15 protein-coding genes and 1 pseudogene are annotated in these 13631 nt (G+C 62.1%); 8 read left to right on the top strand and 8 right to left on the bottom strand.

Annotated elements, in window-relative coordinates:
- Positions 1-205 precede the first annotated feature (205 nt).
- The 6 genes and pseudogenes from BP737_RS00390 to hepT all read left to right on the top strand — a co-directional run.
- Entirely contained in the window at positions 206-460 is a 255-nt protein-coding gene (locus tag BP737_RS00390) for a hypothetical protein (RefSeq protein WP_292410869.1), read from the top strand.
- A gap of 29 nt (positions 461-489) precedes the next feature.
- On the top strand, positions 490-807 hold the full coding sequence (locus BP737_RS00385; protein WP_292410868.1) for a hypothetical protein: 318 nt from the start codon (positions 490-492) through the stop codon (positions 805-807).
- On the top strand, positions 791-1033 hold the full coding sequence (locus BP737_RS00380) for a hypothetical protein (protein ID WP_292410867.1): 243 nt from the start codon (positions 791-793) through the stop codon (positions 1031-1033). Before BP737_RS00385 ends, BP737_RS00380 begins: the two co-directional genes overlap by 17 nt.
- 70 nt (positions 1034-1103) lie before the next feature.
- A complete protein-coding gene (locus BP737_RS00375; protein WP_292410866.1) occupies positions 1104-1292 on the top strand; it encodes a type II toxin-antitoxin system HicB family antitoxin in 189 nt (62 codons plus the stop codon).
- Positions 1293-1499: 207 nt separating this feature from the next.
- Positions 1500-1919, top strand: a complete 420-nt coding sequence (locus BP737_RS00370) for a nucleotidyltransferase domain-containing protein (RefSeq protein ID WP_292410865.1) — start codon at positions 1500-1502, stop codon at positions 1917-1919.
- Positions 1916-2236 (top strand): annotated as a pseudogene (hepT, locus tag BP737_RS00365) (type VII toxin-antitoxin system HepT family RNase toxin); the annotation flags it as partial. The gene BP737_RS00370 and the pseudogene hepT, both read left to right, overlap by 4 nt.
- A 136-nt stretch (positions 2237-2372) precedes the next feature.
- Here hepT and BP737_RS00360 read toward each other — a convergent pair.
- The 3 genes from BP737_RS00360 to BP737_RS00350 all read right to left on the bottom strand — a co-directional run bounded on the left by BP737_RS00360 (position 2373) and on the right by BP737_RS00350 (position 4900).
- On the bottom strand, positions 2373-3041 hold the full coding sequence (locus BP737_RS00360) for a cyclase family protein (protein WP_292410864.1): 669 nt from the start codon (positions 3039-3041) through the stop codon (positions 2373-2375).
- Complete coding sequence (locus tag BP737_RS00355; protein ID WP_292410863.1) at positions 3014-3688, bottom strand: HAD family hydrolase; 675 nt, start codon at positions 3686-3688, stop codon at positions 3014-3016. The genes BP737_RS00360 and BP737_RS00355 overlap by 28 nt, the downstream gene beginning before the upstream one ends.
- Before the next feature lie 87 nt (positions 3689-3775).
- Positions 3776-4900, bottom strand: coding sequence for a glycosyltransferase family 4 protein (locus BP737_RS00350; protein WP_292410862.1), 1125 nt, complete (start codon positions 4898-4900; stop codon positions 3776-3778).
- A gap of 272 nt (positions 4901-5172) precedes the next feature.
- Here BP737_RS00350 and BP737_RS00345 point away from each other — a divergent pair, with 272 nt between their 5' ends.
- Positions 5173-6288, top strand: a complete 1116-nt coding sequence (locus BP737_RS00345; protein ID WP_292410861.1) for a glycosyltransferase family 4 protein — start codon at positions 5173-5175, stop codon at positions 6286-6288.
- Here the strand turns inward: BP737_RS00345 and BP737_RS00340 are convergent.
- Genes BP737_RS00340 through BP737_RS00320 form a run of 5 tightly spaced genes read right to left on the bottom strand, consistent with a single transcriptional unit; the run spans position 6194 to position 11995 of the window.
- Positions 6194-7525, bottom strand: a complete 1332-nt coding sequence (locus BP737_RS00340) for a glycosyltransferase (RefSeq protein ID WP_292410860.1) — start codon at positions 7523-7525, stop codon at positions 6194-6196. The genes BP737_RS00345 and BP737_RS00340 overlap by 95 nt on opposite strands.
- Positions 7526-7561: 36 nt before the next feature.
- Positions 7562-8524 (bottom strand): glycosyltransferase family 2 protein, encoded by a 963-nt coding sequence (locus tag BP737_RS00335; protein WP_292410859.1) that lies wholly within the window; start codon positions 8522-8524, stop codon positions 7562-7564.
- A 40-nt stretch (positions 8525-8564) separates the two neighbouring features.
- On the bottom strand, positions 8565-9623 hold the full coding sequence (wecB, locus tag BP737_RS00330; protein WP_292410858.1) for a non-hydrolyzing UDP-N-acetylglucosamine 2-epimerase: 1059 nt from the start codon (positions 9621-9623) through the stop codon (positions 8565-8567).
- Positions 9620-11071 (bottom strand): nucleotide sugar dehydrogenase, encoded by a 1452-nt coding sequence (locus BP737_RS00325; protein WP_292410857.1) that lies wholly within the window; start codon positions 11069-11071, stop codon positions 9620-9622. Before BP737_RS00325 ends, wecB begins: the two co-directional genes overlap by 4 nt.
- A gap of 12 nt (positions 11072-11083) precedes the next feature.
- On the bottom strand, positions 11084-11995 hold the full coding sequence (locus tag BP737_RS00320) for a Gfo/Idh/MocA family protein (RefSeq protein ID WP_292410856.1): 912 nt from the start codon (positions 11993-11995) through the stop codon (positions 11084-11086).
- A 144-nt stretch (positions 11996-12139) separates the two neighbouring features.
- Here BP737_RS00320 and BP737_RS00315 point away from each other — a divergent pair, with 144 nt between their 5' ends.
- Positions 12140-13618: a flippase gene (locus BP737_RS00315; protein WP_292410855.1), complete on the top strand. Its 1479-nt coding sequence runs from the start codon at positions 12140-12142 to the stop codon at positions 13616-13618.
- Positions 13619-13631 lie beyond the last annotated feature (13 nt).

Here is a 13631-nt window from a genome sequence, read left to right as displayed (position 1 = left end):
GCTGAAGATTTATATAATTCAGAGTATTCTGACACATCCCCACGAAAAAATGAGTAATCTTTGGCATCAAGTTGCTGACACGGCTTCCCTCTGGGCATCGCCACGCGGGGGAGGGGCCGGGAGGGGGTTTCCCCCCCCCGGCTGAGGTGTTTTGGGACGACCTCGTTAATATAGTGCCCGGTCTGACTCTAACGGAGGAGAGATAATGCAGATCACGAGTGCTCCCGACGGGACCATCCTCATCGACGGCAAGGTTGTGACCGCGCTCGATCGCTTTGTGGCGTCGGCGACGGAGATCATCGGACGATATACCGGCTACGTGATCGTCAGCAGATATGTTGCAATCCTCTTTGGAAGAGCCAGAGGTACGGAAGACATCGATCTCTTCATCGACTATATGGACCGCGATACGTTCCGGTCGTTTACCGATGAACTCCTGGCGCAGGATTCTACTTCCTGAACTCGGACGACGTCGGCGAGATCTATTCGATGCTCCGCGACGGACTTGCCGTGCGGATTGCAGAGAAGGAGAGAGTCATCCCGAACATCGAGATGAAGTTCAAGGCGGACGACTTCGACCGTTGCGCGATGGCTATGGCAAGGACGGTAACGTTCGACGATATCCGGCTTTTCATATCGCCCATCGAGCTGCAGATCCCGTATAAATTCTATCTCGGGAGCGACAAGGATATCGAGGATGCCGTCTACCTCTGGGTGCTGTTCCGCGAGATGCTGGACGGGGATCTCACGCGATCGTTCATGGAGCGCCTGCATGTCCGGGGGGAGCCATATGGAATTGGGGTTTGACCGGGAGAAGAACCGGCAGGAGAGGCTGGCCTTTGTCCGGAGACATGCTCTCTGGGTCAGGCGAGTCCCTAACGAGGTCTGGAGCCGCGAGCAGGCCGATCTGATCGATGCGTTTCTTGCGAACGCCGGGAGTTACGCCCTCTCCCGTGCCCGATACCTCGAGATGCACCAGATGCTCGCGAAACGGCGGCGTCCCGGAACGGTGGATGAGCATGGTTCCGCGTGATCCCCCTGGAGAGATGCCACATGTATGCAATTGAGATCATCTACAGCGATGAGGAGAGGGGTTCATCGCCGTGGTCCCGGAACTTCCAGGGTGCTCTGCATTCGGCGGGACCGAGGAGGAAGCGCTCCGCGAGGTGAAGGTTGCCGTCTCCCTCTGGCTTGAGGCCGCCTGCGAAGAAGGCAGGACGATCCCCGAGCCTGTCGGGAGGGAGCGGCTCCAGGATATTCTTGCCGGGAAGGGCACTGCGTGCGGACCGTGAGCAGCCCCTTATACCCAGGCGATCTCCAGAAATCGAGTGAGTGCAGGGCCCGCGCACGGTTTTTCCACCTCCGGCAGGGGCGCTATACGATACCGGGTTCTGCCGCAGGGAAGGATTAATGAGCCGGGAGGGAGCACCCTTCTTTGCCTGCAGATCAGATTGTACGTGGAAACGAACCCTTGTGGGGGCCGGGAGGTGAAAGGAGAAGTGGATAATATTGACAGAGAGCGGATCATCGGCCAGCTCCGCCGATGCCTCACCGGAAGAGAGGATATATTGCTCGGGTATCTCTACGGCTCTTTTCTCTGTCGTAATGGATTCCATGATATCGATATCGGGCTACTCGTCTCGGGGGAGAGGGAGCCCTATGAACTCTACAAGTATGCCATGGGTATCGCATCCGACCTCGAGCGGTGTATCACGCCGCGATATGAGATCGATCTCCGTATCCTGAATGATGCTCCCGTTGAGTTCCAGTACGAGGTGGTGAAAACCGGGCGCCTTCTTGTCGCCCGGGACGAGGATACGCGCGTCGCTTTTGAGGCCGGCGTGATAACGAAGTTCCTCGATCTGAAATACCTCTACGACCGGATCGACAGGGCTCTTCTTGCCAGGGTGGGAGAATGAGGGTTTTCCATCATATGCGGGAGTTGGAGGAGGCTCTGCGCGACTGGGAGCGGTATCAGCGCATCCCGGAAGAGCAGTTCCTGCAAGACCGGGATACGCAGAATATGGTTCACCATGCCATGCTGCTATCCATCCAGTCGGCGATCGACATGGCGACCGATGTGATCGCAGAGGGGAGACTGAGGAAGCCTTTCACCTACCGGGAGACATTTGAGGTCCTCGCTGATGAGGGGATCATCCATGAATCCCTGGCAAGAGATCTCGCAAACCTGGCGGGATTCCGGAACGTGCTCGTCCACATCTACTGGAATCTGGATCTCAAACAGGTGTATGCGATCCTGCAGCATGATCTTGCTGTCCTCCGGGAGTTCTCTCGTTATGAAGGAGCACATCGCGGAGAGCGGTTCAACCGGTCTATAGGTGGATTCTCTTTAGAGTCTGAACTGCAGCCCGTCACCCAAACTCCGCGAGCGCCACCACCGGCACCCCCTCGAGGTCGTCGAAGACCACCGGGTAAATCCGTAGAATCCAGGGCTCTTCGAGCAGCCGGCCGTAGGAGAGGTCCACGTCTTCGAGAACGAAGATGTGCGGGGAGGTGCAGAGGAACGCGCGGTGAACCTCCGCGCCCTCCTCCGGTTCTCCGGGGACGGCGACGGAGATGGTATCGATCCCGAACAGCCTGAGAGCCGGGTTTTCCATGCGGAGGAAACCCGGCACTTCGGGGTGCACCCAGGGGTGCGCTTGCTCGTAGATGTCCCGGTCGGTCTCCCGGAGCAGGCCGTTACCGGTCCTGATGAAGAGCGCGCGTGAGTTCCGGATCGCGTCGAGGTGCGGGAGGAGGTCGTGGATCCGGATCGGCTCCTCTCCGGTCTTTTGCACCGCGATGCACCGTGCGGGTGCAAAGACCGCCTCCGGCGCGAGGAGAGACCGGACCGAACCCCCGTCCGGGCAGAAGTGCCGGGGGAGGTCGATGTGCGTCCCGGCATGGCTGGAGAATGTAATCTGGCTCTTCTCTTCCGCATCTCCCTCTGCAAAGGATTTCGTGGGAGTTATCGTGAGCGGTTCGGTCCCGGGGTAGAGCGGCGTTGCCCGGGTCAGGGGGTATGAGATCGGGATGAGCATATGCTCCCCCGTAGATACTCCCGGAGTTCATGAAGGTTCGCCACGATCCGCTCCACCCCCGGCCGGTCGGTGAACCGGTTCGGGTCGCCGGGCCCGACCCTCGCCACGAACCGGACGCCGGTCTCGTATGCCGCTTCCCAGTCGTTCGGGGCGTCGCCGACAAAGAGAGCCTCAGTGGGTGACGCCCCGGTCGAATCCAGGATTTCCCGGATGCACGCGGCTTTTGTCTTCGGCGCACCGTAGATCCGGACGAAAAACTTTGTAAGGTCCCGGCGGCGGGCGATCTCGTGCATCTCCCCCTCCGGGGTCGCGGAGACGATGTAGAGGGGGAGCACCCGGGAACAGTCTCTGAGGAGTTCCTCCGCTCCTTCAACGTACGGTACGGTGAGCATGGCGTCGAAGATCAGCCCGGCGTACTCGCCCGCGAGCCGCTCCTCAAGTTCCAGGGTGAGAGCCTCGTGCAGGATGTTTTTGTAGATGTAGCGGAACTTGTCGTACCGCGACATGCCGCCGTTATCGAGGTGGAAGGCGATGATCTCGTCGAGGTGATCGGGGGCGAAGGAGAAGATCTTCCGGAACGCGGCGGTCTTTAGGGGGATGGATTCGACGATGACGCCGTCGAAGTCGAGGAGGAGGACGTGAAGCATAATGTACTCACGTCGATGGCCAACTACTAGTAAGTACCGACGACAGTCGGACAGAACAGGGTGCAGAAGAGCGCTGTTGTCTGCTGATCACCCAGGTCTTGAGGAGGCGCCGTCCAGGTTTCGGTATGCCTGCAAGAGGTCTGCCTCCATAGCGGACCAGTTATAGGTCTCAAGAACCGCTCGTCTGCCGTTCGCACCCATTCTTTGTGCCTCTTCCGGGTGATCGAAGAGGTAGGCGATTGCATCGGCAATATCACTCACATTTCCCGGATCGACAAGGATGCCGCAGTCCGCCTTGCTAACGACATTACGGATCTCCGGTAGATCGCTTGCAATGACCGGAAGCCCGAGGAGCATGTAGTCGAAGAGCTTGTTCGGCAGACCGATGAAGATGTTATAATACGTCGGCTGGAAAACAAGAAGAGCGACCGTACCTTCGTTCAATTTCTCGTACATCTCCCTGTAGGGGAGGAATCCGGTGGAGAGGATGAACTCATTACGGTCTGAGCCGTGAGTATGCTTTTTGAGGTCTTCTCGAACGTTTCCGACGAGCGTGAGTGAGGTATCAGGGTAGCGTTCCCTGACCCGCGATACTGCCCGGATGCACTCGCCGACTCCATGGAAGGAATTGATATTTCCCGCCATGAACATAAGTTTCCGGCCGCTCCGGTTTGGGTTATAAGGGATGGCGATGGCGGCGAGCGAGTAGTTCGGGAGGATGATCGGCTCAAGCCCTCTCTCCTTGAATCGGGCGGCAACGCTCTCGCTTACGGCGAATAAATTCTCGGTCCGGCGCGCCATTGCGATTTCTACACTTGAGACGAATGCAGAAAGTGCTCTCTGCACCAGCGTACCGTTCCGGATTCCGAGATCATACGGGATCTCGCTCGGCCAGTGCTCGTGGACGTCGTAGACGACCTTTCGGCCTTTCAACGCCTTCAGGAGGAGCGCAACAAAGAGCGCATCCGGCTCGTGGCAGTGGACAACATCGGCATCCTCGGCAAGACACGCCCGGAACGTCCTCCAGAGAGTCACCGGGTGGAGAAGGTTAGAGGATGGTTTCCGGACGGTGACGATCCGGACGCCCCCTTCATTCCCAACGTCTCCGGCATCCGAAGGAGCGATGATCGTGACGTCGTGTTCCTTCGCAAGGCTCTTCGCCTCTTTTTCGAAGATCCGCCCGTCGTGAGGAGGATGCGTTGTGGTAAGCATACAGACCTTCATGGGACTGGAGCCCGTTCAGGCCTCTCTGCACGGGACCTTCCCCCCGGATATCCCCGGGTGTGAACGAGAGGAGTTGAACGGCCCCACTTTTATGAGGTAAGTATATATAATTTCCTTCGAATGAATCCTGGCAGAATCGGTCCCCGCAACATCCCGGTTCCCGCTCGGCGGGGCGGGCGAACAACCAGCGGCGGCCGGAGCAGCGCGAACGGGTGCACAAAGGTTGATATAGCGACGCGGCACCCATCACCCCGGATAGTATGAAGGTCGCGATCGTCACCAACTACTGGAGAGGGAGCCAGGGCGGCGGGATCAGGGTCTACCTGGAGAACCTGGTCCGGGAACTGGACGCACGCGGCGCCGACGTGCGGGTCATATTCCGGGAGGGGCAGGACCCCGACGCGGTCTGCATCCCGGCGAGCCAGCGGGTCTTTGCGGTGCGGTCGCTCTCCGCCCTCCGCAACTACGGGCCCGACGTCGTCAGCGTACACGGCGGCTGGCACTGCCTCTTTCCGGCGGTCGCCTACAAACTCCTCCACGGCTGCACCGTCGTCCAGACGTTCCATACCGAACCGGAAGAGGCGTTGACGGACCGGTTCAGGCTCTTCTACCAGGCCCTCCTCAACCGGTGCGACCACGTGACGTTCGTATCGAACCGGCTCAGGGAACGGACCATCGAGGTCTGGAACCTGGAGTTCCCGAAGACCGAGATCACCTACGCAGGGGCCCCGAAGGTCGGTCGAGTGACACCCGACGAAGCGGTGCTGTTCTGCGAGCGGTTCGGTATCGCCGACCGCCGGCCGGTGCTCCTCGCCCTCGGCCTGACCGCACTGAAGTACAAGGCAGAAGGCCTGAAACAACTCATCCGGGCCGTAAACATCCTCAAGGAGAAGTACCCCGGGATCGTCCTCATCGCGACGCGAAAGGGGGTCTTCTCTCCGGAGGTGGAAGCGTTCGCACGGGACGAAGGGTTGTCCGGGCACGTCGTCTTTACCGGGAACATCGAGAACCCTGCTGTGCCGCTCTCCCTCTGCGACGTATACGCCCACATCACTCTCGGGGACGGGTTGCCGATAGCGCTCCTTGAAGCCATGGCCGCGGGCAGACCGATCGTCGCAACCCCCGTGGCGGGTATCCCGGAGGCGATCCGGGACGGCGAGAACGGCATCCTCGTGCCGCCAGAGCCGGCAGCAATCGCAGAGCGGATCGATTACCTGCTGGAAAACCCCCGTGTATCCCGGAGCCTCGGGATGAACGCGAGGAGGACCGTCGACGAGCGGTTTACATGGGAGAAGAGCGCGGCGAAGTTTCTGGAACTCTTCCTGGACGGCCGGCAACCGGCAGAAGGACCTCAAGATCGGCGGCAAATGCACTGAAGTTCCGGTCCGCGTCGTAACGGCGCTCCCAGTTCTCCCTGCACGCCGACCGCATCGCCCGTCCGCCGCCGGGGTCGGCGGCGAGCCTGCCGACGGCGTCTGCGATCTCTCCGGGTGACGGATTTTCCGGGAGCAGGATACCCGTGGCGCCGGAGACGATCTCCGGGGTCCCACCCACCGCCGTCGCGATCACCGGAATCCCGCAACTCTCCGCCTCCATAATCGAGACCGGGACGCCTTCAGACTCGCTGACATTGATGAAGGCATCGACGGGGTTCTTCCGGTAATGTTCCAGGACCGCAGCGTTCGCGACGTATCCGGTGAACCGGCAACCGACGTTCCCGGGCAGCGTCGCGTCCGCATATGCTTCCATCTCCGCCTGCTCCGGCCCTCCACCGATATGCACCCACCCAAACTCCCGGTCGGGCCACATCCGACCCGCCTCCGCAAGCCCCCGAACCAGGAGATCGATGCGCTTTATCGGGATGAGATGGGAGCAGGAGACGATGCGAAAGACCCCGTCGACGGAAGGGGACGCAAAAAACCCGGGGTCCCCGGTACCGAGCCGGGCCACCCGGAACTCGTACGAGGGGTGCAGGGCCGAAAGGTACCTTCTCCCGTGCTCCGAGACGGTATAGACCCGGTCGAGCAGACAGGCCCGCGTCTCCTGGAACGGCAGGTAGGGCGGGGCGTAGCGTTCAGCGTAGAGGTCATAGCCGTGCGCCCGCGAGACGCACCGGATCTCCGGATAGACCCTCTTTACCAGCGCGGCACCGAGCGCGGTGCCGTCGAACCAGTAGGTGTAGAGGAGCGTACGGCCGGGATCGATCAAACCCCTTTCAACCCTCCGCGCGACCCAGCCCCGGACATCGAGCGCGATGCCGAGGTAGCCGAGCGCCTTCCTCATCCCGGCCGGGTGAAGGAGGGAACGGTAGTTCTTCCGGAACTCGGCGTAGAACGCCGGGGATGCAAGCGCCGCGAGGGCGAGGCGCAGGTAGTAGACCGCCGTGCTCTCTTTCTCTGCATCGTGCATGATCGAAGTCTCGACAGATACGTTCTCCGGGAGCGGCCGGAGAAGCCGTTCACCGGGTGGAGGATAGAGGCGCGGGACGAACGTGACAGTACCAAACGCCATGCAGAGGTGCGGGAGTTCCCCGTCGAGGAACGACTCCCCGACCCTGCTATAGGGGTAGGACATGGTGAAGACCACCAGGTGGTCGCCGTTCCCGGAAGCCATCGCCACGGAGAGAGCCGTAGGAGGTGATAAATGTTCTCACTGCTGCCGGACAAAGACCGCTTTCACCCGCCGGTAACTCCGGTAACACGGGGCGGGTATGAGAGCCATGAGGGCATATGCGGCCTTCTGCCGGCGGTGCAGCCGGGTCGGACACCGGGCAAGATTTGTCCGCGCAAGGTCGGGGCGCCCGGCCTGGATGTTCCGCGCGGCGGTCTGCAGCTGTTTTACGGCGACGTACTCCAGCAGGTCGTCCAGCACCTCCTGAGGGATCAGCCCGCGTTCTATCGCGCGGTATGCCGAGGCAACGAACGGGTTCTCGGCGACGGACCGGACACGGGTGCAGACCCTGCCGACCACGTCGGTATGGTAAACCGCACCGACTGCCCAGGTGAACGCGATCGAGTGGTGAAACGCAATCCTCCCCCAGAGGTCCGCGTCTTCGCCCCACCAGTGGCCTTCGGCAAATCCCCCCATCTCCTGCAGGACGGCGCGGGGTATCGCCACCGAAGAGGCGCTGACCGGCGGCTCCCCAAGGGTTGCGGATCGAAAGTAGTTCGGGAGCAGCCCGCTCCAGGGAGGAGACGGCACGGCTGCAATCGAGGCGACACGCCTGCTACCGTCAGGATTGCAGACCGCATACGCCGTCGCGTAAGCCCCGGCCCCCGGGTAGCGTCGGTGCAGGTCGAGGACTGCCTCAAGGAAAGCGGGACACCACTCGTCGTCCGCGTCCAGGAACGCCACGAGCGCCGCACCCGACTCCCGAACCCCCCGGTTCCGTGCAGCCGAGGCGCCCCGGTTCTCCTGCACGATCAGGCGTATCCGGGGGTCCGCAAACCGCTCGACGATTGCCGCACCCCCGTCCGTCGACCCATCGTCGACGACGACGACCTCGAACCCCTGTTCGGTCTGGGCAAACACCGAGCGCAACGCCCGCTCGACATACAAAGCCTTGTTGTAGAGAGGGATGACCACCGAGACGGCAGGTTTACCATCGCTCACCAGAAGCCTGCACCCCTGTATACCGGGACGCGATGCGACTTCAGGAACCAAGAACCTTTGCAATCACGGCGGCAGCCCGGCCGTCCCCGAAGAGCGGCGGCCGATCTCCTGCCGGGGTAAACTCATAAATCATCGAGACGATATTCCTCCGGTTCGCCCCGACAAGCACGTTCCACCCGGCCTCGACCGTCTCGACCCACTCGGTGTTCTCCCGGAGGGTGATGCAGGGGACACCGAGCACGTAGGCCTCCTTCTGGACGCCTCCCGAGTCGGTGAGGATCTTTTCCGCATGCGCCATCAGGCGGAGCATATCGAGGTAGCCGAGCGGTTCGACGACCCGGACGTTTTCTGGCATCGCATCGAGAAGGCCGTATTCGCCGAGGTAGTTCCGCGTCCGGGGATGAACAGGAAAGACGACCGGCCTTCCGACCTCCCCGAGAGCGCCGATGATGGCCGCCATGTTCTCCGGGCTATCGGTATTCGACGGCCGGTGAACGGTGACGGCGAGGTACTCCCCGGGTCGAACCCCGGCGTCCTCGAGGACCCGGGAGCGCTCTTCCGCGACCGCGCGGTTGTACTCCATCGCGTCGACCATCACGTCCCCGACGAGGTGGACGCCCTTCGTGACCCCTTCGGCCGCAAGGTTCGCGACGGCCGTCTCCGTCGGGCAGAAGAGGATATCCGAGCAGTGGTCGGTGAGCACCCGGTTCACCTCTTCGGGCATCCGGCGATCGAAACTCCGGAGCCCCGCCTCGACGTGCGCCACCGGTACGTGGAGTTTTGCCGCCGCAAGCGCGCCGGCGAGGGTTGAGTTCGTGTCGCCGTAGACGAGGACGACATCCGGCTCCTCCTCCCGGAGCACGTCCTCGATCGCCCCGAGCATCGCTCCGGTCTGGTGGCCGTGGCTGCCGGAGCCGATGTTGAGGTTGTAGTCGGGCTTCGGGATGGCGAGTTCTTCGAAGAAGACCGCCGACATCCCGTAGTCATAGTGCTGGCCGGTATGGATGAGGACCTCCTCGTGCAGGCTCCGGAGTTCCCGGGAAACCGGGGCGCACTTGATGAACTGCGGCCGGGCGCCGACGATCGATGCGATCTTCATGGCTGCCGCCGATACGAAACGATCGGGTGATTGTTCTTATCGCCCCGGCCGATGCCCTTGTAGATGAAGCCCGCCCCGATGAACGCGTCCGGGTCGACGACGTTTCTGCCGTCGACGATCACCGGGTGCTCCCGGCCCGAGAGTTCCCGTAGCCGCGCCGGGTCAAGAGAGGCGTAGTGGTGGTGGGCCGTGAAGAGGGTGACGACTTCCGCACCCGCGAGGGTCTCGTCAAGGTCATGGGACACCTCGACCCCCGGGTAGCGGTCCACGAACGGGTCATGGACCCGGACCTCCGCACCGGCTTCCTCCATCGCCGCAAGGTAGGGCTCCGCCGGGGTGTTCCTCGCGTCGTCCGAGTTCTGGATGAACGCCCACCCGAGGAGCGCGACCTTTGCACCCTCCGGGGACTTCCCGGCCCGCCTGAGCCCCTCGACGGTCAGGTGGACCATATGCCGGGGCATGAACTCATTGACCTTCCGCGCGACGCCGAAGATCGACTCCGCCCCGTGGGGATACCAGAGGTCCCCATGCCCGAGGACCTGCGCGCCCCGCTCGAGGTGCCAGGAGTCCTTCGTCAGGCAATGACCGCCGACCCCGGCCCCCGGCCAGAGGATCGCCCGGGTGATCCCCTCCCCCTTGAGGGAGTCGATCCCGGCCCGGACGTCGTAGACGTTGACGCCCATCGCCTCACAGTGGAGGGCAAGCTGGTTTACGGCGGCGATCTGGAGGTCGCGGAAGGCGTTCTCGGCGGTCTTCGTCACCTCGGCCGCGGTCGCGGTCATCGGGACGATCGTTCCCGTCGTGAGGACCGGGCGGTAGAGTTCGACCGCGCGTCTCGTCGAGACGGCGTCGATCCCGCCGACGATCCGGTCGTGCTCCCGGATATTTTTGAGCAGCCGCCCGACCATCACCCGCTCGGGAGCGTGAGCGAGGCAGAAGTCCTCACCGGCGACGAGCCCGGACCCGCCTTCGAGGATCTCGCGGGCCATCCCGGCGGTCGTCCCCGGGGTGACGGTCGACTCGAGCACCACGAGCATGCCCGGCACGAGATGGCGCCCGACGTTCCTGAGCCCCTCGGTCAGGGCAGAAAAGTCGGGGATCAGGTCCTTTGGGTCCGCAAACGGCGTCTGGATGGCGAGGGTCACCGCGTCGCACTCCGCGACTTTCGAGAAGTCCGACGTGCACCGGAACTTCCCCGCGCGGACGACCTTTGCGAGGAGGTCTTCCAGTCCCGGCTCCTCACCCTTGAGCGGCGACTCGCCCCGGTTCAGCGCATCGATCTTGTAGCCCGAGGACGGAGAGTTCCGCTGGAACCCGATGACGGACTCAAACCCGGGCGCGTCCGCAAAGAGCACAGCGGCGGGGATGCCGACGTAGCCCATCCCGACAACGCCGATTTTTTTGATCGGGCCTTTGTTATTGATTATCGACTCTAACCTGCCGCTCATGGAAAACCACCTTTACGCAAAACACCGTGCGACATCTTCACAGATCTCCATATTCCGCAACGCCTGCGCGGGGCTGACCGGGAACTCGCGCCCCCGGTCGACGCAGGAGAGAAACGTCGAGAGTTCAAGTTTCAGCGGCTCCTGCTTGTTTACGAGCACCTTCTCGATGATGTTCTCCTGCACATACCGCTCGTTCTCGACCGCGTACTGCCCGGGTTTTCTGTGGATGTAGATCTCCTGAGCCATAAAATCCCCCTCAATGGTGAACTCCTCCTCTTCGATGTAGATCATCCGGATCTTCTTCGAGGACTTCCTGCTTGCCGAGAGGTAGACGGGGGTCCCCTCGAAGGAGAAGAGGGCGCTGCAAACATCCTCGTTCCCGCTGCTGGAGAGTCGGTAGGCGCCGGCAGGAAGAAGGACGTTACGCACGATGTCTATATCGTGGATCATCAGGTCTTCAACGACCGAGGAGCCGCTCACGCGGGAAGAGGCGGGGTTGTGCCGCTTCATCTCGATGTAGAGAGGGGCCTGAACGATCTTCTTGATCTCGGGGACGATCGGGTTGAACCGTTCGATGTGCCCGACGCCGGCGACGAGGCCGTCCGGGATCTCTGCGAGAAGCCGCCGACTCTCTTCCGCCGTCGCACATATGGGCTTCTCGATGAGCAGCGGCACCCCGGCATCGAGAACCTGCGCCGCAACGGAGAAGTGGTAGGGCGTCGGGACGCAGACGCTCACCGCGTCTACGTTTCCGAGCAGAGCCTCGGCGGTCGGGGAGGCCGTTGCCCCGAAGGTTTCGGCAAGGTCGCCGGCCGCCTTCCGGTCAAGGTCGTACAGGTAGAGAGAGTCCACCGCTTTTAACTCCGAGTACACACGGGCGTGATTCCTGCCCATCATTCCGATACCGATTACCCCTACATCCAAGATCTCACCGCCGTAAGTATGGTGCTACTCATTTACGTTTGACACCGTTACGCTATGACAGTATCGCTAAGCCCTCCTTCCAGGCCGGACCCCTCCCGCTCCGGTTCAAAACCAATATCGTTCTTCACGGCAAAATCAATGCTCGTGTTCCGGCCCTCCGGGTATCTTGCCCGTGTCATGCGCATCGACCCCGTTCAGCGCCAGAGCCTCATCAGCCTCGCCTCGACACTGGGGTTGACCGCGATCGGGTTCCTCTCCACGATGTTCTTCACCCATACCGTCGGTCTCGCGGTGCTGGGCGCCTACTACCTCTTTGTCGCCTACTATAGCGTCTTCAACCTGATCGGAGACGGCGGATTCGGAGGCGCCGCGGTGAAGCGGATCAGCGAGAGAGAAGACCAGAATGCCTACTTCACCGCGTTTCTCGTCCTCCGGGTGATGCTGACGGTCGTATCGATAGGCTTTCTCCTCATCGTACAGCCGTACCTCGTCGATATCGCCGCATCAGGGATCTTCCCCTGGCTGGTCCTCGCGCTGATCATCAGCACCTTCACAAACATCACCTCAAACGGCGTTTACGGCACCGGAAAGGTCGGCATCAACCAGATCGGCGGCCTGATCGACAACCTGACCCGGGTGACCACCCAGGTCATCGCGGTCATCCTCGGCTACGGCGTTGCGGGGCTCGCCGGCGGGTTCGTTGCCGGACTCCTTGCGGCCGGGCTCATCGATTTCCGGTTCCTGGATCTCAAACTCGCGCCGTTCGACCGGTCGCATATCGCAAGCCTCTTTACCTTCTCGTTCTGGATGTTCCTCAGTTCCGGCGGCTACCTCATCTTCTCCTACGCCGACACCATCATGATCGGCTATTTCATGACCGATACCGACGTCGGCACCTACCGCGTGGCGCTCCAGCTCACCACGATTGCGACGTTCATCACCCTGGCGCTCCATACCACCCTCTACCCGAAGATCAGTTACTGGGGGAAGCAGGGCGACCTCGCTTCGGTGGAGGGAGCGCTGGCCCGCGCCTTCACCTACTCGCTCCTGCTCGCGGTCCCGGTCGTTGCCGGGGGCTGGCTCCTCGGGGAACGGCTCCTCTACTTCTTCTACACGGCGTCATCCGTTTCCGGGGCGGGGGCTCTCGCGCTCCTTCTGCCCGTTCAGGTGGCCCACGTCTTCATGTTCCTCCAGACGATGTGCTTGAACGCCCTCGACCGGCCGAGAGACTCGTTCCGGGTGACGGCGGTCGCGGTTGCCGCAAACATCGGGTTAAACCTCTTCCTCATTCCGGCATACGGCATCGTCGGGGCCTCGGCGGCAACGCTCGTCACCATGGTGCTGAACGCGGTACTCGCCCACCGGGCCCTTTCCCGGAGCATCCGTGTGCGGATAGAGCCCGGGGCCGTGGGCAACATCGTTCTTGCCGCGCTCGTTATGGCAGCCGTCGTCATAGCATGCTCGTTCATCATCCCACTCTCGAACGTCTTCCTCGTCCTTGCGGCGGTCGCACTCGGCGGGCTGGTCTATATCCTGGTTCTCCTTAAACTCGACAGGGGCATCCACGACGAACTAAAGGACCTCATCGAAAAACTCGGCCTCCCCTGGCCCCACATACTCTGACCCCCGGCCCCCG

It is taken from the genome of Methanoculleus sp. UBA291 (assembly GCF_002499755.1).
In the GTDB taxonomy this organism is placed as follows: domain Archaea; phylum Halobacteriota; class Methanomicrobia; order Methanomicrobiales; family Methanoculleaceae; genus Methanoculleus; species Methanoculleus palmolei.
This window is presented reverse-complemented; position numbering and strand designations above follow the sequence as displayed.

Coding starts and splice junctions, on each gene's coding strand:
- BP737_RS00325 (WP_292410857.1), bottom strand. CDS start 11,071: ATGAGCGGCAGGTTAGAGTCGATAATCAATAACAAAGGCCCGATCAAA.
- wecB (WP_292410858.1), bottom strand. CDS start 9,623: ATGAAGATCGCATCGATCGTCGGCGCCCGGCCGCAGTTCATCAAGTGC.
- BP737_RS00350 (WP_292410862.1), bottom strand. CDS start 4,900: ATGCTTACCACAACGCATCCTCCTCACGACGGGCGGATCTTCGAAAAA.
- BP737_RS00360 (WP_292410864.1), bottom strand. CDS start 3,041: ATGCTCATCCCGATCTCATACCCCCTGACCCGGGCAACGCCGCTCTAC.
- BP737_RS00340 (WP_292410860.1), bottom strand. CDS start 7,525: ATGGCTTCCGGGAACGGCGACCACCTGGTGGTCTTCACCATGTCCTAC.
- BP737_RS00385 (WP_292410868.1), top strand. CDS start 490: ATGCTCCGCGACGGACTTGCCGTGCGGATTGCAGAGAAGGAGAGAGTC.
- BP737_RS00355 (WP_292410863.1), bottom strand. CDS start 3,688: ATGCTTCACGTCCTCCTCCTCGACTTCGACGGCGTCATCGTCGAATCC.
- BP737_RS00390 (WP_292410869.1), top strand. CDS start 206: ATGCAGATCACGAGTGCTCCCGACGGGACCATCCTCATCGACGGCAAG.
- BP737_RS00380 (WP_292410867.1), top strand. CDS start 791: ATGGAATTGGGGTTTGACCGGGAGAAGAACCGGCAGGAGAGGCTGGCC.
- BP737_RS00345 (WP_292410861.1), top strand. CDS start 5,173: ATGAAGGTCGCGATCGTCACCAACTACTGGAGAGGGAGCCAGGGCGGC.